Below are 23,496 nucleotides of genomic sequence, written 5' to 3' on the forward strand. Positions count from 1 at the left end.
GTAAACCCTTGCATCTTTGCGGTTAAATAAAAACTATGGAAACAGTCTATATCAATTCGCCCTTAGGAATCACCAAAATTGTTGGAGATGAAGATGGTGTTGCTGTAATTTCTGTTTCAGATGTTGGCACCAATGAAGTTTCTCAGGAAATTCCGGAAATTTTAAAAGAAGCAGTTTCACAACTTCAGGAATACTTCGACAAAAAAAGAACTGATTTTACTTTCAAACTAAATCCAAAAGGAACTGAATTTCAGCAGAAAGTCTGGAAATCCTTATTAGAGATTCCGTACGGAAAAACAGTAAGTTATATGGATCAGACCAAAAAACTGGGTGATGTAAAAGCAATTCGTGCTGTTGCATCTGCAAATGGTAAAAATCCGTTATGGATTGTAGTTCCCTGTCATCGCGTTATTGGCACAAATGGTTCTTTAACGGGTTATGCCGGCGGTCTATCCCGTAAAAAATGGTTAATCGAACACGAAAACCCAACTACACAACAGAGTTTGTTTTAAAACACAAATTTCACAGATTTACACGAATTAAAATTATAGCTTTATATTTACAAAAAGTAAGTTCGTGTAATTGTTTTACTCAAAGTAATCTGTGCCAATTAGTGTAATTAGTGCTAAACTAAAATTATGATTGAAAAAATAAACCTCAATAACATTTTATTTCTGGATATAGAAACCGTTCCCGAAGAAGAGAATTTCAATTTGCTTGACGCGGAAATGCAATCGCTTTGGGATCATAAAACACAATACCAGAGAAAAGACGATTTTACACCAGAAGAATTTTACGACCGCGCTGGAATTTGGGCTGAGTTTGGAAAAATTATCTGTATTTCTGTTGGGTATTTTACCATCAAAGGTGACATCAGGAATTTTAGAGTAACATCGTTCTTTGGTGATGAAAAGAAGATACTTCGTGATTTTAATAATCTAATCAACAATCATTTTCATCAGCCGCAACATCTTTTGTGTGGACATAATGCGAAGGAGTTTGATATTCCGTTTATTGCGCGACGCATGATCATCAATCAGATTGCGATTCCTGACAAACTAAATTTATTTGGCAAAAAACCTTGGGAAATTCCGCATTTGGATACTTTAGAATTATGGAAATTTGGCGATTACAAACACTTTACTTCCTTAAAACTATTGACTAAAATTCTGGGAGTTCCATCACCAAAAGGCGATATCGACGGAAGTCAGGTCGCTCATGTATTTTATGTAGAGAAAGATATTGACCGAATTGTTACCTATTGCGAAAAAGATACCATTGCCGTGGCTCAGATTTTCCTGCGTTTACGTCGTGAAGATTTATTGATTGATGATGAAATTATTCATGTTTAGGTGGAGGCACAAAGTTACAAAGGTTCAAAGTTTACTAAAAGGCTCAAAATGTTTTACTAAATGACGCATCAGGAAATATCTCATTATCGTCTTGTTTCTCAGAAACTTTATAAAACAAGCCCAAATACTCCACAAGAAATTGTAAAACATCTGTGCGCAATGCAGGCTCAGGATTATGCAATGGCGAAATGGGCAATTGGTTCCAGATGCGCGGCTACTGAAGCAGCAATTGAAGAAGCTATAAATTCGGCACAAATTATCCGAACGCATATTCTTAGACCAACCTGGCATTTTGTTTCGGCAGAAGATATTTATTGGATGTTGGATCTATCCAGACCACAAGTTCAGAAAATGACTATTTCTGCTGCCAAAAAATATGGTTATGATGTACAGATGCTCAACCAAATTAATTCTCAAATAGAAAAGTTATTAGCCCGAAATAATCATTTAACTCGTGACGAAATCATGCAGGAACTCAACATAAAAAAAAGTTCAAGTCAGGATTTTTTAGCTGCAGCTATTATGATGCATGCCGAACTCGATGGTTTAGTATGCAACGGAAAAATGAAAGGCAAACAAATAACGTATGCCTTATTGGAAGAAAGGGTTTCGAAACCTAAAACTAAGTTCACCAAAGAGGAAGCTTTAGCAAAATTAGCCCTAAGATATTTTGAAAGTCATGGTCCTGCTACCCTTCTTGACTTTTCGTGGTGGTCTGGTTTTCCGCCAACTACCTGCAAAACGGCAATTAATGCAATTAAATTGCAATTGAACTCGGTCGAGATTGAAAATCAAATTTACTGGTTTAAAAAAGATATCTCTGATGAAACCTACTTCCGCGAAAGCGTACATTTTCTCCCGGCTTTTGATGAGATTTTAATTTCGTATAAAACCCGTGAAGCTTCTATTTTAGTAGAACATCAAGCTAAAGCATTCACCAATAATGGAATTTTCAAACCTATTATTCTCGAAAACGCAAGAGTAATAGGAACGTGGACACGAACGATCAAAAAAGATCACGCAAAAATAGAAACGCAATTTTTTAATGAAACCGAAAGTTCAAAAAAAGAAATTCTGTTTGAAGGTATAAAAGCTTTTGAGAACTATCTGGGAACTAAAGTTGTTATTGAATAACTTGATTCTCTAATTTTTATATATCGCTCCTAAGGAGCTAGCGGAAAGAATAATCGAGCATTTCTATAAATATAACGCCCTTACAGGGCTCAGAAAACTCCGTTAGAAATGTAATATTTATAGAAATCAAATCGGCAATTTGATTTTCAAGCCCTATCGGGGCGATATCTGATCAATATTTATTACAATAAAATCAAATATTGTTTAAATTAATCTCGAGAAAATTAATCATACTTCTTGTATACTTTATAAAATCTTTGCGCATACAATCGCTAAATAATTATATTTACAAAAAAAATTAGCATTATGGTATTAAGTAGATTCTGGTTAGTGATTTTTATTTCCTCAATTGTCTTTATTGTGGTCAGTTTATTTACTGCCAACACTTATACTATCGATTCTGTTATAAACGGAAAAAAAGACGATCCTATTCTGGTCTCAGAAAAGTACATTCATGAACTTCCTGCTTTTATCAAGGACAGCATTCAGAAAGCGCCGGATCAGACCATGATTATCAATCGTGATACTCTTAATGCGGATACTACTTATGTTTATAAAAATAAAACGGTAAAAATTTTCAGCGGTCTTCAAAAATCTGATGGTTTATTACCAACCTGCAAAAGCACTTTGGTCGATTTGATCTTACCACTTATTGCTTATTTGGCTTTTTTCTGCGGATTAATGGAACTTTTAATTATTTCAGGAGCATCCGGAAAATTAGCCAAAGTTTTGAGTCCGGTATTTGTAAAGGTTTTTCCGAGTATTCCTAAAAATCACCCTTCTATATCCTATATGACATTAAACTTTGCTGCGAATTTCCTTGGATTAGATTCGGCTGCAACTCCTTTTGGACTTAAAGCTATGGAAAGTTTACAGGAAATAAATCCCGATAAAGACAGAGCGAGTGATGCTCAAATCATGTTTATGTGTCTTCATGCTTCGGGTTTAACTTTAATCGCGACTTCAATTATTGGGTATCGCGCTGCGGCAAATGCTACGAATCCTGCCGATGTTATGCTTCCGTGTATTATTACTTCTTTTATTGGTACTATCGCAGCATTTTTGATTGTGGGTATTAAACAAAAAATTAATTTTAAAAGCGCTTCTCTTGTCATTGTCTTAATCGGATTAATTGCCGCGATTATTGGTTTGCTGATGTACGTTAACCATTTAGATTTAATTGGAAAAAACTACTTTACTTCTAATCTTTCGGGATTAATATTAATTGGAATTATTGCGTTTACTTTGATTTTTTCATTCAAACACGAAAAGAAATTTAGCGATGCTAATACAACTGTTTTCGAGACATTTGTAGTGGGCGCAAACAACGGTGTTAAAACCGGAGTTACTATTTTTCCTTATGTATTGGGAATGTTAGTGGCTATTTCTCTTTTCAGAAACAGTGGTTTGTTCGAAATCATAAGCGATGCAATTGCATTTGTTTTTTCGAATATGGGAGTAAGTAAAGAAATTACGAATGCATTACCGGTAGCTATGCTTCGCCCGTTTAGTTCTGCAGGATCACGCGGATTTTTAATTGACTCAATGAATACATTTGGTGCAGATTCTTTAACCGCAAGATTGAGCAGCATTTTTCAGTGCAGTGCCGAAAGTACTTTTTATGTAATTGCGGTTTATTTTGGATCTGTAAATATCAAAAATACGCGTTATGCATTGGGCACAATGCTTCTGGTGGATCTTATTTGTGTTATTACGGCAATTTTTGTGGCGACTTGGTTTTTTTAAATCATTATGATTTTATCTAAACTGGACTGAAGTCCAGCCCTACAATATAGGGCGAGCCTACGGCTCTTTTTTTAGAGTTCCTGAGGAACGATTTATATTGTGGGGCCGGATTTTAATCCAGTTTAATATATAATCAATTATATTTATTTTTTTGTAAGAATATTTTGTATTATTGTTGCGGATTTAAATCGTTACCAACAAATACAAAATGTCAAATACTTATCATCAAGTTTATATTCAGGCAGTTTTTGCAGTAAAATATAGGGAAGCAATTATTACAAGTGACTGCAAATCAAAAATATTAAGTGTCATCGGAAATTTAATAAATGAAACGGGTTGCAAAACCTTAATTGTAGACGGAACAGAAGATCATGTTCATTGTCTTTTCAGCCTTAAGCCAACAATTTCAATTTCGGAATTAATGAAAATTGTAAAAGGGAAATCATCAAAATTTATAAATGATCATCAATTAACAAAACATAAATTCGAATGGCAGGAAGGTTATGGTGCTTTCTCCTATAGCAAATCTCATATTGATGCTGTATATAAATATATTGCTAATCAAGAGGAGCATCATAAAAATCAAAATTTCAAAGATGAATATATTTCTTTTTTAAATAAATTTAATGTCAAATTCGATGAAAAATATATTTTTGAAAATTTAATATAATTATATTTAAACTGGACTGAAGTCCAGCCCTACAATATGGATCGAGCCGATGGCTCTTTATTAGAGTTCCGGAGGAACGGATTGTTTTGTAGGGCCGGATTTTAATCCGGTTTAAATTAGAATCGGATCCATAGCTCTTTTTTTTAGAGTTCCAGAGGAACGGATTGTTTTGTAGGGCTGGATTTTAATCCGGTTTAAATTAGAATCGGATCCATAGCTCTTTTTTTAGAGTTCCGGAGGAACGGATTTATATTGTAGGGCCGGATTTTAATCCGGTTTAAATAAATATCGGATCCATAGCCCGTTTTTCAGAGGTCCAGAGGAACGGATTATATTGTAGGGCCGGATTTTAATCCGGTTTAAATAAATATCGGATCCATAGCCCGTTTTTCAGAGGTCCAGAGGAACGATTTATATTGTAAGGCCGGATTTTAATCCGGTTTAAATAAATATCGGATCCATAGCCCGTTTTTCAGAGTTCCAGAGGAACGGATTATATTGTAGGGCCGGATTTTAATCCGGTTTAAAAATATGAATCAAGCAATTTTAATCCGGTTTAAAAATAAAACCAAATTTCAATTCATTGAATTAATAAAATACCACACAGTAATGAAACCACAATACCTTTTTATCGCATGCCTTTTAATTGGTTGCCAAAAGCCAAAACCAGTCGATCAGGCAATCGCTGCAACTCCGGGAACTAAAACCGAAACCATTGCAGCTAAAGAGAATTTCTTAAAAACAGACACAATTTCTATTGCTGATTATGGAGAGACATCAGAGGACAATTATATTCTGGCAAATCTTCTAGAGCAAAAAGCAGACAAAGACAGTATTGTTACGGCAAAATACCAACTTGATTTTTATCAGAATAAAACCAAAACTACTACTTCAAAAATTACCATCAAGGGAGTCGATAAAGGTTCTGAATGGGCCGCTATCTACGGATTAGGAACAGAAAGTGCCAAAAATTCCCCCTTTATTCAAATTAGTTTTGGATATCCGGCTTGTGGTTATAATCAAAGTCATTATTTGTATTATTTAAAAAACAATGATATACAATTGGTTTATGATTGGTATACGATGTCTGATAGCGGTTGGGGAAGCTGGGTCGAGTTCGAAAATCCTTCGGCGAAAGCCAATCCTGAATCATTCTACTGCAAAACGGTTTCTTTTGAACCCGATGATAATGATGAAAACATGGGAACTGAAAAACATTCTGATTCGATTGTTTTTCGCTTAAGCGGAAATCAATGGCAAAAGCAATTGCTTTCGGCAAAAGACAAGACTTATTTTGAGAAAAAAATGAGTTTTGATGACTTTCATAAACAAGAATAAACACTTTAAAACATAGCTTATTCAAATTCTTTCTTAGGTAAATAATTTCTAACTTTGTCAAAAACAAAGAAATGATTGATTTTATATACCAAGACCCTTATCCTATTTTAAAGGATGATACACAGTACCGCAAAATTACTTCTGATTTTGTAAAAGTAGAACAATTTGGAGAACGTGAAGTTCTGACCGTTGATCCAAAAGGATTAGAATTATTAGCCGAAGAAGCCCTTACAGATGTTTCTTTCATGTTAAGAACAACGCATTTGCAAAAACTGCGCAAAATTCTTGATGATCCGGAAGCGACAGACAACGATCGTTTTGTAGCTTATAATTTATTACAAAATGCTTCGGTTGCTGCCGAAGGTCAATTACCAAGCTGCCAGGATACCGGAACAGCGATTGTAATGGCCAAAAAAGGCGAAAGTATCTTTACCGGTGTTGATGATGCAGAATGGCTGAGCAGAGGAATTTTCAATACGTACCAAAAACGCAACTTACGTTATTCGCAAATTGTACCGATTTCGATGTTTGAAGAAAAAAATTCAGGATCGAATCTTCCGGCACAAATTGATATTTATGCTAAAAAAGGAACTTCGTACGAGTTTTTATTCATGGCAAAAGGCGGTGGATCTGCTAATAAAACATACCTATATCAGCAAACAAAATCATTATTGAATGAAAAATCAATGGATGCTTTTGTTCGCGCAAAAATAAAAGACTTAGGAACTTCGGCTTGTCCTCCTTATCATTTAGCTTTAGTAATTGGAGGAACTTCTGCGGAAGCAAATTTAAGTGCTGTTAAGAAAGCATCTGCAGGATATTACGATCATTTGCCTACTTCAGGAAACATGGCGGGTCAGGCTTTTCGTGATATCGAATGGGAACAAAAAGTACAGCAAATTTGCCAGGAAAGTGCTATTGGCGCTCAGTTTGGCGGTAAATACTTTACACATGATGTTCGTGTGATTCGTTTGCCACGTCACGCGGCTTCTTGTCCGGTTGGATTAGGGGTTTCTTGTTCTGCTGACAGAAATATCAAAGGGAAAATTACTAAAGACGGAATTTTCGTTGAACAGTTAGAAGTAAATCCAAAACAATTTTTACCGGAAACAGCTCCGCATTTAGAAGCTCCTGTAGAAATTGACCTCAATATGCCAATGGCTGATATTTTGGCTAAACTAACTCAATACCCAATTAAAACACGTTTAAAACTAAACGGAACCGTAATTGTTGCCCGCGATATTGCACACGCAAAAATCAAAGAATTATTAGAGGCCGGAAAACCAATGCCGGAATACTTTAAAAACCATCCTGTTTATTACGCTGGACCGGCAAAAACTCCGGAAGGAATGGCTTCAGGAAGTTTTGGCCCAACGACTGCAGGACGTATGGACGTTTATGTAGATGAATTCCAGAAACATGGCGGAAGTATGATTATGCTGGCAAAAGGAAACCGTACTAAACAAGTAACTGATGCCTGTAACAAATATGGCGGATTTTACTTAGGTTCTATTGGCGGTCCTGCTGCAATTTTAGCTCAGGATAATATTTTAAAAGTTGAAGTAGTTGATTTTGAGGAATTAGGAATGGAAGCGGTTCGTAAAATTACAGTTAAAGATTTCCCTGCGTTCATTATTACAGATGATAAAGGAAATGATTTCTTTGAAAACTTATAAATGCTATAGCCACAAAGGCACTAAGGCGCAAAGATTATTTTCTTTGCGCCTTTTTTATTTAGTAAATATGAGAATAAAAAAACTTTGTGTCTTAGTGTCTTCGTGGCAAATCATTACACTTTGTGGCAAAATCATGCGACTTCTTTCTCGAAAGCAATAAAGTGCGTCAGTTTTCCTTTTAAGTTAAAAACTGGAGCTCCATTGATCTGACAATTGTAGGTTCGGCCATCTTTTCTGTAGTTTTGAATTGTTTTTTCAAAAGGAATCTGCAATTTGATTGCTTCTCTGATTTCTTTTAAAACCACTTTAGAGGTTTTGGGACCCTGAAACATTTTTGGGGTTTTCCCTAAGATTTCTTCTTCTTTGTATCCGGTCATTCGCCTGATTCCGTTTGAGGCAAAAATGATCTTTAAATCAAGATCTGTCACTAAAATTACTTCTTCCTTAATGCGTTCTTCGATCTCCAAATGTGTTTCATTCCAGGTGAATTGATTCGAAATTTTATTTACTTTTTTCAAATCAGAGAAAATAGCTTTCAATTCATTTAAATATTCATAATGAAAATCCCATGCCAGGATAGGAACTGAATTGCGATGCGACGCTTCATCAAAATTGGTGTTTTTCATTTTGAATAATTTAAATAATAATGTCTTTTACCAAAGATAGAGCGTAAATTCATCACAAATTGATTTTATTCCCTATTTAACGATTGTTTAATAAGAGTTAGAAAGTAAATTTTAGTTGTACTACAACCGCTTTTTTCTCTTCGGTGTTGAGGTTATTAAGCGAAATTCCGAGCAATCGGACTGAATCTTTCATTTTTTCCTGATATAATAATTCTTCTACTGTTTCGAGAATCAGACTTTTATCTGAAATAAAATAAGGCAAAGTTTTGCTGCGGGTTTGTTGCGTAAAATCACTGTATTTTATTTTAAGCGTAACCGTTTTTCCTGAAATTTTATGTCTTTGTAATCGTCTTTCAAGTGATGTGGCAATTTTGTCGAGCTGTTCCAGCATGAAAATTTCAGAGGTCAGATTGACATCAAATGTATTTTCTGCCGCAACAGATTTGGTAATACGATGTGATTTTACTTCGCTATTATGAATTCCGCGAACTACATTGTAATAAAAAGCGCCTGATTTTCCAAAATGCTTTTCCAGAAATTCAATCGATTTACTTTTTAGATCTGTACCGGTAAAAATGCCCAACTGGTACATTTTTTCAGTTGTTACTTTTCCAACACCATAAAACTTTCTGATGGGCAATTCTTCCAGAAAAGCTTCAACTTCATCCGGATTTACCGTTTTTTGTCCGTTTGGTTTGTTGACATCACTGGCAATTTTGGCTACGAATTTATTGATCGAAATTCCCGCAGAAGCTGAAATTCCAACTTCATTCAAAATTCTTAACCTTATTTCCTGAGCCAGCAAACTCGCACTTGGATTTCCTTTTTTATTCTGGGTTACATCCAGATAAGCTTCGTCGAGCGAAAGTGGCTCAACCAGATCTGTATAATCGTGAAAGATAGCGTGAATTTTTCCTGAGATTTCTTTATACCGATCAAATCGTGGTCGTACAAAAATAATTTCAGGACAATATTTCTTGGCCAAAACACCACTTATAGCACTGCGTACACCAAATTTACGCGCTTCGTAACTGGCTGCCGAAACCACTCCTCTATTCTCTGAACCTCCAACAGCAATAGGTTTTCCGCGCAAAGCAGGATTATCCATCTGCTCTACCGAAGCATAAAAGGCATCCATATCAACATGGATTATTTTTCGATATGTTGGCGTGTCTGACATTATGCAAATTTAAACAGGAAACCTTGAAAATGAGTTGAAGTAAGTCATAAAAAAAACCGCAGCTTTTTTAAAACTGCAGTTTTTCTTATTCATTAGATCATTCTGTTTTATTTGAAATCTATTCTAATTTTCATTGGATCGCTAATATATGGTCCTGTTCTTAAAGCTACTGTTCCTTCAAAATAAGTTGCTTCCTTATCGCTTACAAAGAAAAAAAACTTATCTACTGTTTTTACAGGAATTGGATAATTCACCTCAGTGGCCTGTGCATTCATATATTTAAAACTAGCATCTGATTCATAAGCACTTAACTCAATTTCTCCCGTACCATAAAGATCAGTAAAAACTAATGCTGTACGTGATTTATAATAACGATATGCTGATCCTGGCAGTAAATCTAAATTAAAATTATATCTAAAATTACTTCCTTTCAAAACCATCGTTTCACCACCTTTAAAAGCAGCTTTATTAATAGATGAAATTACTGGCATTTTTTCTTCCTGTACTACAATGTCTTTTTCAAAGTAAGTATCGATTAGATTGTTATATCTTACTGATAAGAAATATTTACCTGCCGGAACTCCGCTAGAAATTATAAACTCTACTTTTTTTGTATTAGAATTAATAGAATATTCTAAATCATACGATTTAAACGTTGATACATCTTCTAATCTTATTCCTGAAATTCCACTTGTCAAAATACTACTTTGGATCGTGTTTTTTATATTATGAAAATAAATATAATCCTGTGTAGGTTCCTGTTCATTTGAACTGTGAGCAAACAGTATCGTATAATCTTCAACATATTGATAGTTGATTTTATTAAAAGTCTTACTTCTCACTATAAAATGATCCGTATAAACCTGATCTGTTGTCTTATTTTTAATAACTAAAGTATAGACTCCTTCATTTTTAGGAGCAGCTTTAAATGCAACTCTTTGAATCCTTTTATCAGCAAAACCAATTCGAGTATCTTCAACGCGATCTAATACAGCTGCTAAAACAGTACCATCCTCATCAGTAAGTTTAAGATCCCAGTTTCCTAAATTTGTATCGAAATCTATTGCTAAAAAAGTAATATCACCACTATTAAGAGAAGGCAGCACAACATCTTTCTCAAATTCTAAGAACTCGAATTGTTTAGATTTGGCATCATCATCACCCGAACAGGATACTATAAATAAAGAAAGAAGAAATAATAAAGTAATTTTTGATTTCATAGACTTATTTTTTAAGGCGTAATTTTTGGCAAATATAAATTTTTAAACTTGTATTTTTTAATAAAAATTTAACCGAAAATTCTTTCAAATAAAATGAGCCACTTTTTTCCTGATTAAAGATTCTCAACTTAATGTTCACAAACAAATCATTTTCTTTATTTTTGTATTTCTACATGAAATAATAAAAAATGCGAACATTTGTTATAGGCGACATACACGGCGGACTACTCGCGCTTGAACAAGTGATGAAAAAAGCCAAAGTTACAACCCGGGATACTCTTATTTTTTTAGGTGATTATGTTGATGGATGGAGCCAGTCACCACAAGTAATCGATTATTTGATGGACTTGCAAAGCAAACAAAACTGCATTTGCATTAGAGGAAATCATGACGAATTATTATTGTCATGGTTTAAAACCAAAAATGATGAGATCGACGAAACTTTATGGTTCAAACACGGTGGCGAAGCTACTGTATTGGCGTACGAAAAAGTAAGTGAAGAAAAAAAACAAATTCATATTGGCTTTTTAGAATCTTTGGAGGATTATTATCTTGATGATGAAAACCGCCTTTTTGTTCATGCCGGCTTCACTAATTTGAATGGTGTAAAATATGAATATTTCCCTAAACTATTTTATTGGGACAGAACACTTTGGGAAATGGCACTTTCATTAGATCCTAATTTAAAGATTGATGATTTGCTTTATCCAAAACGTTTTACACTATATAAAGAAATTTATATCGGGCACACTCCTGTTACCCGAATTGGGAAAACAATTCCTGTACAAAAAGCCTGCGTTTGGAATGTAGATACCGGCGCTGCCTTTAGAGGCCCTTTGACCATTATGGACGTGAATACCAAGGAATTCTGGCAAAGTGACCCGTTAAATGAATTGTATTCTAACGAAAAAGGCAGAAATTAGATCATAAAAAACTATTTTTGCATTTTTAAATAATTAATTTTTAAGTTTATGAAAAAGGTTATTACACTTTTGTTTTTAGTATCATTTGGATTTACACAAGCTCAACAAGCTTTTAAAGGAAAAGGAGATGTTAAAGTTAACGTTGGTGCTAACATACAAGATGGTGGTTCAGGAATTCAGGGTTCTGTTGATTTTGGTTTAGGTGAAAATTTCTCTTTTGGTTTTGTTGCTAATTATTTATTGGGTGTAGATAATTTTAATGGTTTTTACCATAGTAACCCAACTCCTTACAATGATTACAAACCTGATTTTAGTGATCGTTTTGATGCTAAAGCCAGAATTAATGCTAATTTAAGCAGTGTTATTGGTGTTGATCAATTAGATGTTTATCCTGGTTTAAGTTTAGGATTGCACAATTTTGGCGGTCATGTTGGTGGTCGTTACTTTTTTACTGATGGATTTGGTGTTTTCACAGAACTTGGTTTTCCAATTGCAAAATACGGTAGCAACGACGGAGTATTCGATCACTTAAACAATCAGTTTACTTTTAGTTTAGGAGCTTCTTTTAATTTGTAAAAAAGACTTTTGCTACAAAGACACTAAGTTTTTTTTTGCAAAGTTGAAGAAAGAAAAAAATCTCGCAACGACTCTAAGTCGCAAAGATTATAAATAAAAAACCGCCTAATTAGGCGGTTTTTTATTTCGTATATATGGTTTACTGCTTATTTACTAAGTAGAATACTCCAGTCGGCTCCGCTGTAGATTTTATGTTTTGCTGAAAAACTTCCCTGATTTACGGCCAATGAAAAGTTTAAAAGACTATTGAAGTAACAAACATCAGTACCTACAGCAACTTCTCCAAAAGTATTAACCAGTTTCAATTTTCCTTCGTATGCTTTTTTAGTTCCGTTGAAAATCTGGATTTTAACAAAATCACCTGCTTTTAAATCTAAGTTAGCAAAAGTTTTCTTGTCGATATTTGTCCATACATTTCCGTATTGAATATCTAAAATCGGGATTCCACCTTTGATGATGCCTTTTTCAAAAACCGGTTTTTGGTAGTCGATTTTTACTACTTCGTTTGGTAATTTTGGTCCCACTTGTTCAAAAGTAATAGTTTTAGATGCTAAACGAGCTCCTGTATAAGCATACACATCACGACCATGAAAAGTATACGATTCGTTTGAGTTTTGACGACGGTTTTTTACTTCATCGATCTCACGAATTTCCTGAATTCCTAATTGTTCTGCAATTAGAGTCAAAGTTCCGTTATCCGGAGTTACAAAATAATGACCTGACTTGGTTAACAAAACCACAGAATGCCTTGCTGTACCTACTCCCGGATCACAAACTGATACAAATACGGTTCCAGCAGGATAATATTGAGCCGTTTGCGACAAACGATATGCTGCTTCCCAAATGTTAAATGCCGGGATTTCATGAGTAACATCAAATATTTTAATATCGGTCGAAACTCCCATTGCTACCCCTTTCATCGCAGATACTGCCCCATCTTTCAAACCAAAATCTGATTGAAAAACTAATACATTATTTTGTGCGAAACCATTAAAAGTAATAGCGCACAAAAAAAGTAATAAACGTACTTTCATTTTTTTTCTTTTTAAATTTTCAGCAAAGATATTTCATTAAATTCAAAAACTGACACCATCAACTTACAAATAATATCATTTTATAAATCAATTTTGATTATTTACAATTACATTTGCATTTTATTCATTATCCTATCTAAGTAGTAGACAAATACCCGTTCTATTGGATCTTTGAATAATTATTAAATCAATTACAAAACTAAATTACCAATGAGAAAAAAATTAAAAATTGTCATAACAGCAATTCTTATTTTATCCAGCACTTTATTTTTTGCGCAAAGTCACGAGATAAAAGGAACGATTACAAATGAAAACGGAAATCCCCTGGAGTTTGCTACAATATTGATTAAAGGAACTCAAATTAATGCGTCAAGCGATGCTTTAGGAAAGTTTACAATTAATGCTTCTGCAAATAATTCAACACTTATTGTTTCGTTATTTGGATATCAAACCAAAGAAGTCGTTGCAAAGGATCATATTATCGAAGTGCAATTGGCTTTAGAAAATAATAGTCTAGATGAAATTGTAGTCGTAGGAAGTAGAAATCCTAATAAAAGCAAACTCGAAACAGCAGTTCCGGTTGATGTTGTAAACCTGGCAAAAATCAGAAATACAACACCACAAACTACCACAAATGATATTTTGACCTATTTGATTCCTTCTTTTAACTCTAACAGACAATCTTCTGCGGATGGAACGGAACATATCGATCCGGCTTCGTTAAGAGGCTTAGGCCCGGATCAGGTTTTGGTTTTGATTAACGGAAAAAGAAGACATACTACATCATTGGTAAATTATCAAAATACGGTAGGAAATGGTTCTGTTGGAACAGATTTAAGTGCAATTCCCGCTTCGGCAATCAAAAGAATTGAAGTTTTACGTGATGGTGCAGCAGCGCAATATGGCTCTGATGCGATTGCGGGTGTAATCAATCTGGTTTTAAAAGACAATGCCGGTTTAGAAGTAAACGCTACTTATGGTTCGACATCCAGAAATGATGGACAGACCACAAATGTAAACTTAAACTACGGAACAAAAATTGGTAACAAAGGTGGTTTCATCAACCTTTCGGCTGAATTTAATGATCGTCAGAAAACCAATCGTTCTCAAAATAATAACCTGATTATTTTTGATCAATCGGCTGAAGGTAATTTCTTCGCTTATGATTTTGCTGATAATCCGGCACAGTCACGCCAGATTGATGATAATCTATTGGCTCAAAATGGTTTGACTCGTGATGATTTTAATTTTCAGATTGGAGATGCAAAAATTCAGAATATTCAGGGATTTTTTAATGCATCGATTCCATTAAACGATCAAATTGAGTTTTATGCAAACGGAGGCGTGAGCCATAGAGAAGGTACAGGTTACGGTTTCAGACGTTTACCAAGTGAAACTGAAAATGTGGTGGCTTCTATTTTCCCTTTCGGATTTCAACCTGAATTGAATTCTGTTGTAACAGATCTTTCTTCTTCGGTTGGTTTTAAATTCAAATTTGGAGAATGGAAATTGGATGTGAGCAATACTATCGGTGAAAACAAATTTATTTATGATGTATCGAATACCAACAACGTTTCGTTAGGCGATAATGGCCAGACAGATTTTAAAGCCGGAAATCACTCTTTCCTGCAAAACACGGTAAATGCTGACATTTCGAGATTATATAAAGATATTTTTCATGGATTGAATGTGGCATTTGGAGGTGAATATCGCTTTGAGAAATACAAAATTGTTCCTGGCGAAGAAAACTCTTATATCAATGGCGGAGCACAATCATTCCCGGGATTTTCTCCTTTGAATGAAGTAAATGAAAACAGAAACAGCGTTGGAGTTTATGCTGATGTTGAGGCCGATATTACGGAGAAATTATTGATTGGCGTTGCAGGTCGTTACGAGGATTTTACTGATTTTGGAAATACCATTAACGGAAAATTATCTGCCAGATATAAAATCTTAGACAATCTATTTGTTCGTGGAGCGATTAGTTCTGGTTTTAGAGCGCCATCATTGCACCAGCAATACTTCAACAATATTGCCACTGATGCTGTTGACGGACAAATCCTGAATTCGGGAATTTTTAGAAATGATAGCGATGTTGCTAAAGAACTTGGAATTCCTAAACTAAAAGAAGAAACATCGAAAAACTACAGTTTTGGAATTGTTTATTCTCCAACAAAAAAATTACATATTACAGCTGATTACTATCACATTAGAATCGATAACCGAATCATCCTTACAGGAAACTTAGGAAATGATGCTTATGGAGATCCAGTTCCTGCGCTTCGCGATTTGTTTGCAGAATACGGAGCTCAAACCGGACGTTTCTTTACCAATGCCATCAACACGACCACAAACGGAGTTGACGTTGTAATTGATTATGACATGAATGTTGGTCCGGGAAAAATGAATCTTTCGTTATTGTACAACTACAACGACAATAAAGTTGATGATCAGCTGAATAATATTCCGGCCTTATTCGTAGGCCAGGAAGATGTGTATTACGGACCTCAGGAAAGAAGTCTGATCGAGACCAACACTCCTAAACACAAAGGTACTTTTGCTATTAATTACAGTTTAACAAAATGGAATTTCTTATTAAGAAATACGTATTTTGGAGAAGTAATTCGTGATGGTTTCCCTTTTGGAGGCATCCAGAAACACAATGGAAAAGTAGTTACCGATATGACTGTTGCTTATAAAATTACTCCAAAAATCCAGATTGCTTTGGGAGCCAACAACTTATTTGATATTTTCCCGGACAGACAAATTTACGAGAACAGTTATTACGGAGTGTTCAAATATGCACCTGTACAAATGGGAACTACGGGAGCTTACTACTTTGGACGCATGAGTTTTACATTGTAACATATTGCCACAAAGACACCAAGTCGCAAAGAAATTTTAAAAAGTATAAAAAACAAAAACCGCCAAATCAGGCGGTTTTGTTATTAAAAAAACTTTGTGTCTTTGAGCCTTTGGGGCATAAATCGTTTGGTTGTAAATCTAAATAGCCATTTCTGGAATTTCGCCTTCAATAATTAAATCAGCTTCTGTCGAGGCGATGATATGCTCGACTGAAACACCTGGCGCGCGTTCTAAGAGCTTAAAACCCTTTTCAGTTACTTCGAGAACTGCTAATTCGGTTACAACCTTTTTAACGCATCCTACGCCTGTTAATGGTAAAGTGCATTTTTTTAAGATTTTAGATTCTCCGGCTTTATTGACGTGCATCATGGCCACAATGATATTTTCGGCGGAAGCCACCAAATCCATTGCGCCTCCCATTCCTTTTACCATTTTTCCCGGAATTTTCCAGTTGGCAATATCACCGTTTTCAGAAACTTCCATCGCACCTAAAATCGTCAAGTCTACCTTCTGGCTGCGAATCATTCCAAAGCTAAAAGCCGAATCAAAGAAACTTGCTCCCGGCAACGTCGTAATGGTTTGCTTTCCTGCATTGATAATATCAGCATCTTCTTCTCCCGCAAAAGGAAAAGGCCCCATACCCAAAACGCCATTCTCGCTTTGAAATTCAACTGCTATGTCTTCTCTAACGTAATTTGCTACCAAAGTCGGAATCCCGATGCCAAGATTAACAAAATAACGGTCTTTTACTTCTTTTGCAATTCGTTTTGCAATATCTTCTTTTGTCAACATAAGTACAATGTGTCTGTTTGGAAATTAGATAATTAGATAATGCATTACTTTACGCAATCATCAATCAATTATCTAATTATCACATTTTCTAATTATCTAATTTGTTCTGTCTTTTTTGATGAAATAATCCCAGGTTGCCTTTGTTATATCTGCAATTATTTTCTCTGTATCTTCTTGTTTTTCTGTGATATTTTTTAAATAAACGGATAGAATAAAATGTTTCCCGTTTGGGAGTTTTACAATTCCAATATCATTCATTGCTACTCTCAAATTATCATCGTTGGTTCCTGATATTCCTGTTCTGTGCGCCAATTCGGTATTTTTAGGAAGTCCCGCTTTCATCCAGGTGAGACCTCTCGATGTTTCGACCATTATCTGGTACAGATACTTTGTAGTGCTTTCTTTTAGAATTTGTCCTTTAAAGAACTTTTCCAGTAACACTGTTGTTGCCAATGGAGTAGTTGTATTCACATAAAGATTTTCCCAGGTTCGCATTTGTTGCTCGTTTACTTTGATCACGAAATCCTTAATTCCTTGTTTATTGATGAATTTCTGAACTTCTTTTGTTCCTCCCAATACATCAATTAGAATATCACAACCATTATTATCACTGTGTGAAATAGTATATCGAAGTATTTTATCTAAAGTTAAATTCACATTCCCATCAGGATAATCTTCCCTCATTGGGCTCCACGTATCTTCATGTAAATCTTTCTTTTTAATAAAAATTTCCTGTGTTAATGAAAGTTTTCCCTGATCGACTTTATCTAAAACCGTCAAGGCAATATGAAATTTAAAAACACTCATCATAGGAGCTTTTAAGCTACCGTTGAGACTCAAAGTATCTTTATCTTCAATTCCTTTTATCGAAATTCCAACTGTTGCATTTTTTGACGAAATGATTTGATTTAGTTGTTGTCGTAATTCATTGGTTGATTGCGCAAAAGTCGAAAAAGACAATAATGAAAACAGAATAATATAAAAAAGCTTAGTCATAGTTTAATTTGTCTTTTTTTAATGTTTCAATTAGAGAATTTGCTAATGAGATAATGACTCACTTTATGCAATTGAATAATAGAAAAATATTTTCAAAAAATACCTCATTATTTAGTCATTCACTTTATGTAATTAAACATAATGCTTTTATTATCAAGTGAATTACAAAATAAATAGCAATTAAAGCAACGTTGTTGCAATATTTATATAATTATCTAATTGCCAAATTATCTAATTATAATTAAGCTCTCTGCCTCACAGTTCTCTGCTCAATCCTTTTCTCAAATTTTTCTCCCTGAAAAATACGCTGTACCATAATTCCCGGAATATGAATTTGATTGGGATCTAAAGTACCAACGGGAACTAATTCTTCGACCTCAGCAATAGTAATTTTTGCTGCACCGGCCATACACGCATTGAAGTTTCTGGCTGTTCCTTTAAAAATAAGATTTCCGGCTTCGTCACCTTTCCAGGCTTTTACAATGGCAAAGTCAGCTTTGAAAGCTTGCTCCATGATGTGCATCTTTCCGTTGAATTCACGAACTTCTTTTCCCTCTGCAACTTCGGTTCCGTAACCTGCTGGTGTAAAAAAAGCGGGAATCCCGGCTTGTGCTGCACGACAGCGTTCTGCTAAAGTGCCTTGAGGAGTCAATTCTACTTCAAGTTCTCCGGAAAGCATCTGGCGTTCGAACTCCGCATTTTCGCCTACATAAGACGAAATCATTTTTTTGATTTGTTTTTTCTGCAAAAGCAATCCCAAACCAAAATCATCAACCCCTGCATTGTTCGAAATACAAGTTAAATCTGAAACTGTTGTTTTTACTAATGCGGCTATTGTATTTTCAGGAATTCCGCATAAACCAAAACCACCGAACATAATGGTCATTCCGTTTTCTATTCCTTCTGTAGCCTCCTGAACGTTATTTACTTTTTTTGTAATCATAATAAATGCTCTTTATTACCGTATATTTTTGATAAAAATACCATTTTTAGATTAAATTATAACGATTTCGTAAAAAATAAAATCTACTTTTTAACCGCAAAGCCCGCAAAGGGAGAACCGCAAAGTTCGCAAAGTTTTTATAAATATACTTTGCGAACTTTGCGTAAATCTTAGCGCTCTTTGCGGTAAAATTTCCCTCAATTCAAAAAAAATCCTTTTGTGTTTTCTGAAATTCAGAAAATCACAAAAGGATAATTTTATATTTAAAAGAATTTAAATTACAGTTCGAATTCGTCTGTATTTTGTTCTGTTACAGTAGTATCTTTTACTTTTGGCGCACTATAACAATCTACTTTTATAGAAAGATTTTTTGGTCGCTCAAACTCTGATTTCGAAACCTGAAGTCCCGGATCTGCGTAACAAAGTTTCATAAAATAACCCCAAATTGGCAATGCCGCAGTTGCACCTTGCCCGTAAGTTAGACTTTTAAAACGTGCCGAACGATCTTCGCAACCTACCCAAACACCGGTTACTAAATTAGGCACCATTCCCATAAACCAACCATCAGACTGGTTTTGAGTTGTTCCCGTTTTACCAGCAATCGGATTTTTGAACATATAAGGATAACCCGTCCATCGATTGTCTCCACTTCCACCGCCTTGCGTACGTAAACGTGCACCAGAACCGGTTTCTGTAACTCCCTGAAGCAATTTGATTACTGCAAAGGCAATATCTTTGTTTAATACATCATGAGATTCCGGAATTGGTTCGTAAATCACCTCTCCGCTTTTATTCTCAATTCGGCTTAAAAATTGTGGTTTTACATACACTCCCTGATTGGCAAATGTGCTGTAAGCAGCAACCATATCTTCAACCGTAATATCTACGGCACCAAGAGCAATAGAAGGCTGTGCCGGAATTTCGGTTTTAACCCCTAATTTATGCGTTAACTCAACTACAGCTTCCGGTCCTACACGATCGATTAATTTTGCAGAAATGGTATTGATTGAGTTAGCCAAACCTTGTTTTAAGGTAACCATTCCGCGATATCTGTTATCAGAGTTTCTTGGCTCCCAATCTGCAGTAACATTATGACGCCCTTTGTGAATCATAAAAGGTCCGTCAAGAATAGAATCACAAGGAGACATATTCAATTGCTCAATTGCGGTTGCGTAAACAAAAGGCTTAAATGTAGAACCTACTTGTCTTGCTCCCTGTCCTACGTGATCGTATTGAAAATATTTATAATTGATTCCACCAACCCACGCTTTAATATTTCCGGTTTGAGGCTCCATTGCCATTAAACCAGATTGTAAAAAGTGTTTGAAATAACGGATAGAATCCATTGGAGTCATTGTAGTATCACGCTCACCTTTCCAGGTAAATATGCGCATTTTTGTTTTTACTTTGAATGAAGCAATGATATCATCTTCGCTTTTATCCAGATCTTTCATGATGGCCCAACGCGTTGAGTTTTTCATGGCCTGCATCATAAGTTTATCTGTTTCTGCCTTAGTGATATTTACAAATGGTGCGTTTTTATTATTTTTTTGTTCGATGAAAAATTGTTGTTGCAAATTTTTCATGTGCTCAGAAACCGCTTCTTCGGCATGTAACTGCATTCTTGAATCTATAGTGGTATAAATTTTTAAACCGTCTTTGTAAATATCATAATCAGAACCGTCCGGTTTTTTATTTTCGGCAACCCACTTTTTCATGTAATCACGAAGATATTCTCTGAAATAAGTGGCTGTTCCTTCACGGTGGCTTTCTAATTTGAATTTTAATGCAATTGGTAATGCCTTATACTTATTTTTTTGAGATTCAGTAATCATCTTGGCTTTTACCATTTGACCCAATACCACATCACGACGGTTTTTAACACCAACAGGGTTGCGCAACGGATTATAAAGAGATGAATTATTAAACATTCCAACCAATATTGCCGATTCATCGATGGTTAGATCTTTAGGTTCTTTAGAAAAATAAGTTTGAGATGCCGAACTTACCCCAACAGCGTAATTTCCGAAATCATAAACGTTGCAGTACATTGCTAAAATCTCATTTTTGGTATATTGCCTTTCCAGACGAATGGCAATAATCCATTCTTTTATCTTTTGCACAATTCTAAAAGGTAAAAAGCTAGATCCTCCGCGATGAAATAATTGTTTTGCCAGCTGCTGTGTCAGGGTACTGGCTCCTCCGTTGGTTCCCAGTGAAAAAGCAGCACGTAAAGTTCCACGTCCATCAATTCCTGAATGTTCATAAAAACGGGCATCTTCGGTTGCAACCAAAGCATCTACCAGGTTTTTTGGTAAATCTGAATATTTAAGTTGTGATCTGTTGGTTTTAAAATATTTACCAATCACTACACCATCAGATGAAATAATTTCTGTTGCCAAATTAGAATCCGGATTTTCTAAATCTTCAAAAGAAGGCATCGATCCGAATAATCCCCAAGAGGCAAATAAAAAGAAAGCTAAAATACCCAACAAGGTATATGCAAAAACTCTCCAGAATTTCTTTTTATAGTAGTTAATATCTTTATTACTATTAGGTTGCTTGTTTTTCTTAATGGCCATATAACTATTTTTCTAATCTTTTTGTTCTATTCTAAAACCTACGTCTGTAATACCATCTAACTCCTGAACACCAGGAATTTTTCCTGATTCCCTAACAGCTTGTTTGATGTGTACTTTATACTTTCCTTTAAACTTTACATCTTCTTTATAATAAAGTTTACTTTCTTTTATATCGGTAAAACCGTTACCTAACAAGGTTCCGTCGGGTTTTGCCATTTCATATTCTAAAGTATCTACTTTAGTGAAACCGCTTGGCGTTTCTATAGCCACAATTAAAAACAAATTTTTGAATGGATAATTGTTGTTGTCCCTCAAATTTATAAATAAATTGTATTTTTTGGTTGAATCTAAAACTGGCAGATCAAAAGTTACAATACTGTCTTTGTTCCAGGCACTTCCAACAGATTTGTACTCATCAAATACTCTTTTTTTATCACAAGAAAAAAGCAGTATTCCTACCAAAAGAAGAATCGCACTATTTTTTATTCTCATTTTTAGTAATAATTATAGGTTTTCTAGGTTCAGCCGGTTTATTCTCGTTTGCATTGTTAGGTTTATTCGGCTTGTTATTATTCGGTTTGTTTCCTTTGTTTGGGTTATTCCCTTTATTTGGATTTCCTCCTGCAGGCTTATTCTGATTTTGATTTGGCTGCGGTTTGTTTGGAGTAGCCACAATCGCTGCTTCGGCATTTGGTTTGCGTTTGCGATTTGGTTTTTTCTTTCTTTTAGGCTGATCAAAACGAGTTAAACTTTCCTGACCCATTGCATTATTAAAGTCTTTTTCAGGTTCTGAAACTACTTCAATAGCAAAATCTTCAAGTGAAGAGACTTTATTTTTTTGTTTATTCTCGGCAATAATTTCTTTTACCTGATCAATTTTTAAAACATGCCAGTTTGCAAAATTATTCGTGTAAGCAAACCACATTAATCCTTTAAAAATATCCTGTTTCTGGCAGATAGCATCTCCTTTTTCAGTCACTAATTTAGTGTCGTAATCCGGAAAATCTTTTAATGCATCCATGTAAGTGTCAAGCTCATAATTCAAGCAACACTTTAATTTGCCGCATTGTCCGGCTAATTTTTGAGGATTTAAAGAAAGTTGTTGGTAACGCGCTGCAGATGTATTTACACTTCTAAAATCTGTTAACCAGGTTGAACAGCATAATTCTCTTCCGCAAGAACCAATTCCGCCTAAACGAGCAGCTTCCTGACGGAAACCAACTTGTTTCATTTCGACTCTCGTACTGAATTCTTTTGCAAAATCCTTAATTAAAAGCCTAAAATCAACTCTGTCATTTGCTGTATAGTAAAATGTAGCTTTTGAGCCATCTCCCTGAAATTCAATATCAGATATTTTCATTTCCAATTTATGCTGAATAGCTAATTCACGTGCACGAACCTTCATTGGTTCTTCACGATCACGTGCTACAGACCAAATGTCAATATCTTTTTGAGACGCTTTTCTGTAAATTTTAGGTACTTCGTTACTTTCGTGGTTAACACCTTTTTTCTTCATTTGAATTTTTACCAATTCGCCTGTCAGAGTAACAATACCAATATCATGTCCCGGTGAAGCAACAGTCGCTACAATATCACCAATACTTAAAGTCAATTTTTCTGAATTTCTAAAAAATTCCTTGCGTCCGTTTTTAAAACGAACCTCAACACAGTCAAAAATAGCCTCTCCATTAGACGGACTCATGTTCGCGAGCCAGTCAAAAACCGTCAGTTTATTGCAGCTATCGGTGCCGCAAGTCCCATTATTTTTACAACCTTTTGGCGCACCGCCATCTGAGGTTGAACAACTTGTACATGCCATAATTATATATGTAGTGTTGCAAAA

Annotated in this window: 20 protein-coding genes; 10 read left to right on the forward strand and 10 right to left on the reverse strand. The window is 34.9% G+C overall.

Annotation, left to right across the window (positions count from 1 at the left end; genetic code table 11):
• Positions 1 to 35 precede the first annotated feature (35 nt).
• From B0M43_RS04475 to B0M43_RS04505, 7 genes are all read left to right on the forward strand, one after another.
• Positions 36 to 512 carry a methylated-DNA--[protein]-cysteine S-methyltransferase gene (locus B0M43_RS04475; RefSeq protein WP_078006695.1) on the forward strand — a complete coding sequence of 159 codons (477 nt, stop codon included), beginning with the start codon at positions 36 to 38 and terminating at the stop codon, positions 510 to 512.
• Between the two features lie 126 nt (positions 513 to 638).
• Positions 639 to 1,352 (forward strand): 3'-5' exonuclease, encoded by a 714-nt coding sequence (locus tag B0M43_RS04480; protein ID WP_078006694.1) that lies wholly within the window; start codon positions 639 to 641, stop codon positions 1,350 to 1,352.
• A 60-nt stretch (positions 1,353 to 1,412) separates the two neighbouring features.
• The gene (locus B0M43_RS04485) at positions 1,413 to 2,486 is read left to right on the forward strand and encodes a winged helix DNA-binding domain-containing protein (RefSeq protein ID WP_078006693.1); all 1,074 of its coding nucleotides are present in this window, start codon (positions 1,413 to 1,415) and stop codon (positions 2,484 to 2,486) included.
• 306 nt (positions 2,487 to 2,792) lie between these two features.
• Positions 2,793 to 4,232: a nucleoside recognition domain-containing protein gene (locus B0M43_RS04490; protein ID WP_078006692.1), complete on the forward strand. Its 1,440-nt coding sequence runs from the start codon at positions 2,793 to 2,795 to the stop codon at positions 4,230 to 4,232.
• Positions 4,233 to 4,440: 208 nt separating this feature from the next.
• Positions 4,441 to 4,902: an IS200/IS605 family transposase gene (gene tnpA, locus B0M43_RS04495; RefSeq protein ID WP_078006691.1), complete on the forward strand. Its 462-nt coding sequence runs from the start codon at positions 4,441 to 4,443 to the stop codon at positions 4,900 to 4,902.
• A 609-nt stretch (positions 4,903 to 5,511) separates the two neighbouring features.
• Positions 5,512 to 6,240, forward strand: coding sequence for a hypothetical protein (locus tag B0M43_RS04500; RefSeq protein ID WP_078006986.1), 729 nt, complete (start codon positions 5,512 to 5,514; stop codon positions 6,238 to 6,240).
• Positions 6,241 to 6,311: 71 nt separating this feature from the next.
• The gene (locus B0M43_RS04505) at positions 6,312 to 7,916 is read left to right on the forward strand and encodes a fumarate hydratase (protein ID WP_078006690.1); all 1,605 of its coding nucleotides are present in this window, start codon (positions 6,312 to 6,314) and stop codon (positions 7,914 to 7,916) included.
• A gap of 131 nt (positions 7,917 to 8,047) precedes the next feature.
• On the opposite strand, the gene B0M43_RS04510 is transcribed toward B0M43_RS04505, so the two are convergent.
• The 3 genes from B0M43_RS04510 to B0M43_RS04520 all read right to left on the reverse strand — a co-directional run bounded on the left by B0M43_RS04510 (position 8,048) and on the right by B0M43_RS04520 (position 10,942).
• On the reverse strand, positions 8,048 to 8,542 hold the full coding sequence (locus B0M43_RS04510; RefSeq protein ID WP_078006689.1) for a PAS domain-containing protein: 495 nt from the start codon (positions 8,540 to 8,542) through the stop codon (positions 8,048 to 8,050).
• Positions 8,543 to 8,639: 97 nt separating this feature from the next.
• Positions 8,640 to 9,722 carry a DNA polymerase IV gene (gene dinB / locus B0M43_RS04515; protein WP_078006688.1) on the reverse strand — a complete coding sequence of 361 codons (1,083 nt, stop codon included), beginning with the start codon at positions 9,720 to 9,722 and terminating at the stop codon, positions 8,640 to 8,642.
• Between the two features lie 107 nt (positions 9,723 to 9,829).
• Positions 9,830 to 10,942, reverse strand: coding sequence for a hypothetical protein (locus tag B0M43_RS04520; protein ID WP_078006687.1), 1,113 nt, complete (start codon positions 10,940 to 10,942; stop codon positions 9,830 to 9,832).
• A 188-nt stretch (positions 10,943 to 11,130) separates the two neighbouring features.
• Between B0M43_RS04520 and B0M43_RS04525 the strand changes: the two genes are divergently transcribed.
• Positions 11,131 to 11,865 carry a metallophosphoesterase family protein gene (locus B0M43_RS04525; protein WP_065451892.1) on the forward strand — a complete coding sequence of 245 codons (735 nt, stop codon included), beginning with the start codon at positions 11,131 to 11,133 and terminating at the stop codon, positions 11,863 to 11,865.
• 48 nt (positions 11,866 to 11,913) lie between these two features.
• Positions 11,914 to 12,441, forward strand: coding sequence for a DUF6646 family protein (locus B0M43_RS04530; protein ID WP_065451891.1), 528 nt, complete (start codon positions 11,914 to 11,916; stop codon positions 12,439 to 12,441).
• Between the two features lie 146 nt (positions 12,442 to 12,587).
• Here the strand turns inward: B0M43_RS04530 and B0M43_RS04535 are convergent, their stop codons facing one another.
• The gene (locus B0M43_RS04535; protein ID WP_078006686.1) at positions 12,588 to 13,475 is read right to left on the reverse strand and encodes an S-adenosyl-l-methionine hydroxide adenosyltransferase family protein; all 888 of its coding nucleotides are present in this window, start codon (positions 13,473 to 13,475) and stop codon (positions 12,588 to 12,590) included.
• Between the two features lie 210 nt (positions 13,476 to 13,685).
• Between B0M43_RS04535 and B0M43_RS04540 the strand changes: the two genes are divergently transcribed.
• Positions 13,686 to 16,340 carry a TonB-dependent receptor gene (locus B0M43_RS04540; RefSeq protein ID WP_078006685.1) on the forward strand — a complete coding sequence of 885 codons (2,655 nt, stop codon included), beginning with the start codon at positions 13,686 to 13,688 and terminating at the stop codon, positions 16,338 to 16,340.
• A 138-nt stretch (positions 16,341 to 16,478) separates the two neighbouring features.
• Here the strand turns inward: B0M43_RS04540 and B0M43_RS04545 are convergent, their stop codons facing one another.
• The 6 genes from B0M43_RS04545 to B0M43_RS04570 form a co-directional block, all read right to left on the reverse strand.
• On the reverse strand, positions 16,479 to 17,132 hold the full coding sequence (locus B0M43_RS04545; RefSeq protein ID WP_078006684.1) for a CoA transferase subunit B: 654 nt from the start codon (positions 17,130 to 17,132) through the stop codon (positions 16,479 to 16,481).
• A gap of 96 nt (positions 17,133 to 17,228) precedes the next feature.
• Complete coding sequence (bla, locus tag B0M43_RS04550; RefSeq protein WP_078006683.1) at positions 17,229 to 18,128, reverse strand: class A beta-lactamase, subclass A2; 900 nt, start codon at positions 18,126 to 18,128, stop codon at positions 17,229 to 17,231.
• Between the two features lie 241 nt (positions 18,129 to 18,369).
• Positions 18,370 to 19,071 (reverse strand): CoA transferase subunit A, encoded by a 702-nt coding sequence (locus tag B0M43_RS04555; protein WP_065451886.1) that lies wholly within the window; start codon positions 19,069 to 19,071, stop codon positions 18,370 to 18,372.
• A 278-nt stretch (positions 19,072 to 19,349) separates the two neighbouring features.
• Positions 19,350 to 21,653: a penicillin-binding protein 1A gene (locus B0M43_RS04560; protein ID WP_065451885.1), complete on the reverse strand. Its 2,304-nt coding sequence runs from the start codon at positions 21,651 to 21,653 to the stop codon at positions 19,350 to 19,352.
• A 12-nt stretch (positions 21,654 to 21,665) separates the two neighbouring features.
• Positions 21,666 to 22,145, reverse strand: coding sequence for a gliding motility lipoprotein GldH (locus B0M43_RS04565; RefSeq protein WP_065451884.1), 480 nt, complete (start codon positions 22,143 to 22,145; stop codon positions 21,666 to 21,668).
• Entirely contained in the window at positions 22,129 to 23,472 is a 1,344-nt protein-coding gene (locus B0M43_RS04570) for a regulatory iron-sulfur-containing complex subunit RicT (protein WP_078006682.1), read from the reverse strand. The genes B0M43_RS04565 and B0M43_RS04570 overlap by 17 nt, the downstream gene beginning before the upstream one ends.
• Positions 23,473 to 23,496 lie beyond the last annotated feature (24 nt).

The sequence above is a fragment of the Flavobacterium sp. KBS0721 genome (assembly GCF_002007065.3).
Lineage (GTDB): Bacteria > Bacteroidota > Bacteroidia > Flavobacteriales > Flavobacteriaceae > Flavobacterium > Flavobacterium piscis.

Coding starts and splice junctions, on each gene's coding strand:
- B0M43_RS04485 (WP_078006693.1), top strand. CDS start 1,413: ATGACGCATCAGGAAATATCTCATTATCGTCTTGTTTCTCAGAAACTT.
- B0M43_RS04500 (WP_078006986.1), top strand. CDS start 5,512: ATGAAACCACAATACCTTTTTATCGCATGCCTTTTAATTGGTTGCCAA.
- B0M43_RS04520 (WP_078006687.1), bottom strand. CDS start 10,942: ATGAAATCAAAAATTACTTTATTATTTCTTCTTTCTTTATTTATAGTA.
- B0M43_RS04475 (WP_078006695.1), top strand. CDS start 36: ATGGAAACAGTCTATATCAATTCGCCCTTAGGAATCACCAAAATTGTT.
- B0M43_RS04480 (WP_078006694.1), top strand. CDS start 639: ATGATTGAAAAAATAAACCTCAATAACATTTTATTTCTGGATATAGAA.
- B0M43_RS04535 (WP_078006686.1), bottom strand. CDS start 13,475: ATGAAAGTACGTTTATTACTTTTTTTGTGCGCTATTACTTTTAATGGT.
- B0M43_RS04490 (WP_078006692.1), top strand. CDS start 2,793: ATGGTATTAAGTAGATTCTGGTTAGTGATTTTTATTTCCTCAATTGTC.
- B0M43_RS04525 (WP_065451892.1), top strand. CDS start 11,131: ATGCGAACATTTGTTATAGGCGACATACACGGCGGACTACTCGCGCTT.
- bla (WP_078006683.1), bottom strand. CDS start 18,128: ATGACTAAGCTTTTTTATATTATTCTGTTTTCATTATTGTCTTTTTCG.
- tnpA (WP_078006691.1), top strand. CDS start 4,441: ATGTCAAATACTTATCATCAAGTTTATATTCAGGCAGTTTTTGCAGTA.
- B0M43_RS04555 (WP_065451886.1), bottom strand. CDS start 19,071: ATGATTACAAAAAAAGTAAATAACGTTCAGGAGGCTACAGAAGGAATA.
- dinB (WP_078006688.1), bottom strand. CDS start 9,722: ATGTCAGACACGCCAACATATCGAAAAATAATCCATGTTGATATGGAT.
- B0M43_RS04570 (WP_078006682.1), bottom strand. CDS start 23,472: ATGGCATGTACAAGTTGTTCAACCTCAGATGGCGGTGCGCCAAAAGGT.
- B0M43_RS04560 (WP_065451885.1), bottom strand. CDS start 21,653: ATGGCCATTAAGAAAAACAAGCAACCTAATAGTAATAAAGATATTAAC.
- B0M43_RS04530 (WP_065451891.1), top strand. CDS start 11,914: ATGAAAAAGGTTATTACACTTTTGTTTTTAGTATCATTTGGATTTACA.
- B0M43_RS04545 (WP_078006684.1), bottom strand. CDS start 17,132: ATGTTGACAAAAGAAGATATTGCAAAACGAATTGCAAAAGAAGTAAAA.
- B0M43_RS04540 (WP_078006685.1), top strand. CDS start 13,686: ATGAGAAAAAAATTAAAAATTGTCATAACAGCAATTCTTATTTTATCC.
- B0M43_RS04510 (WP_078006689.1), bottom strand. CDS start 8,542: ATGAAAAACACCAATTTTGATGAAGCGTCGCATCGCAATTCAGTTCCT.
- B0M43_RS04505 (WP_078006690.1), top strand. CDS start 6,312: ATGATTGATTTTATATACCAAGACCCTTATCCTATTTTAAAGGATGAT.
- B0M43_RS04565 (WP_065451884.1), bottom strand. CDS start 22,145: ATGAGAATAAAAAATAGTGCGATTCTTCTTTTGGTAGGAATACTGCTT.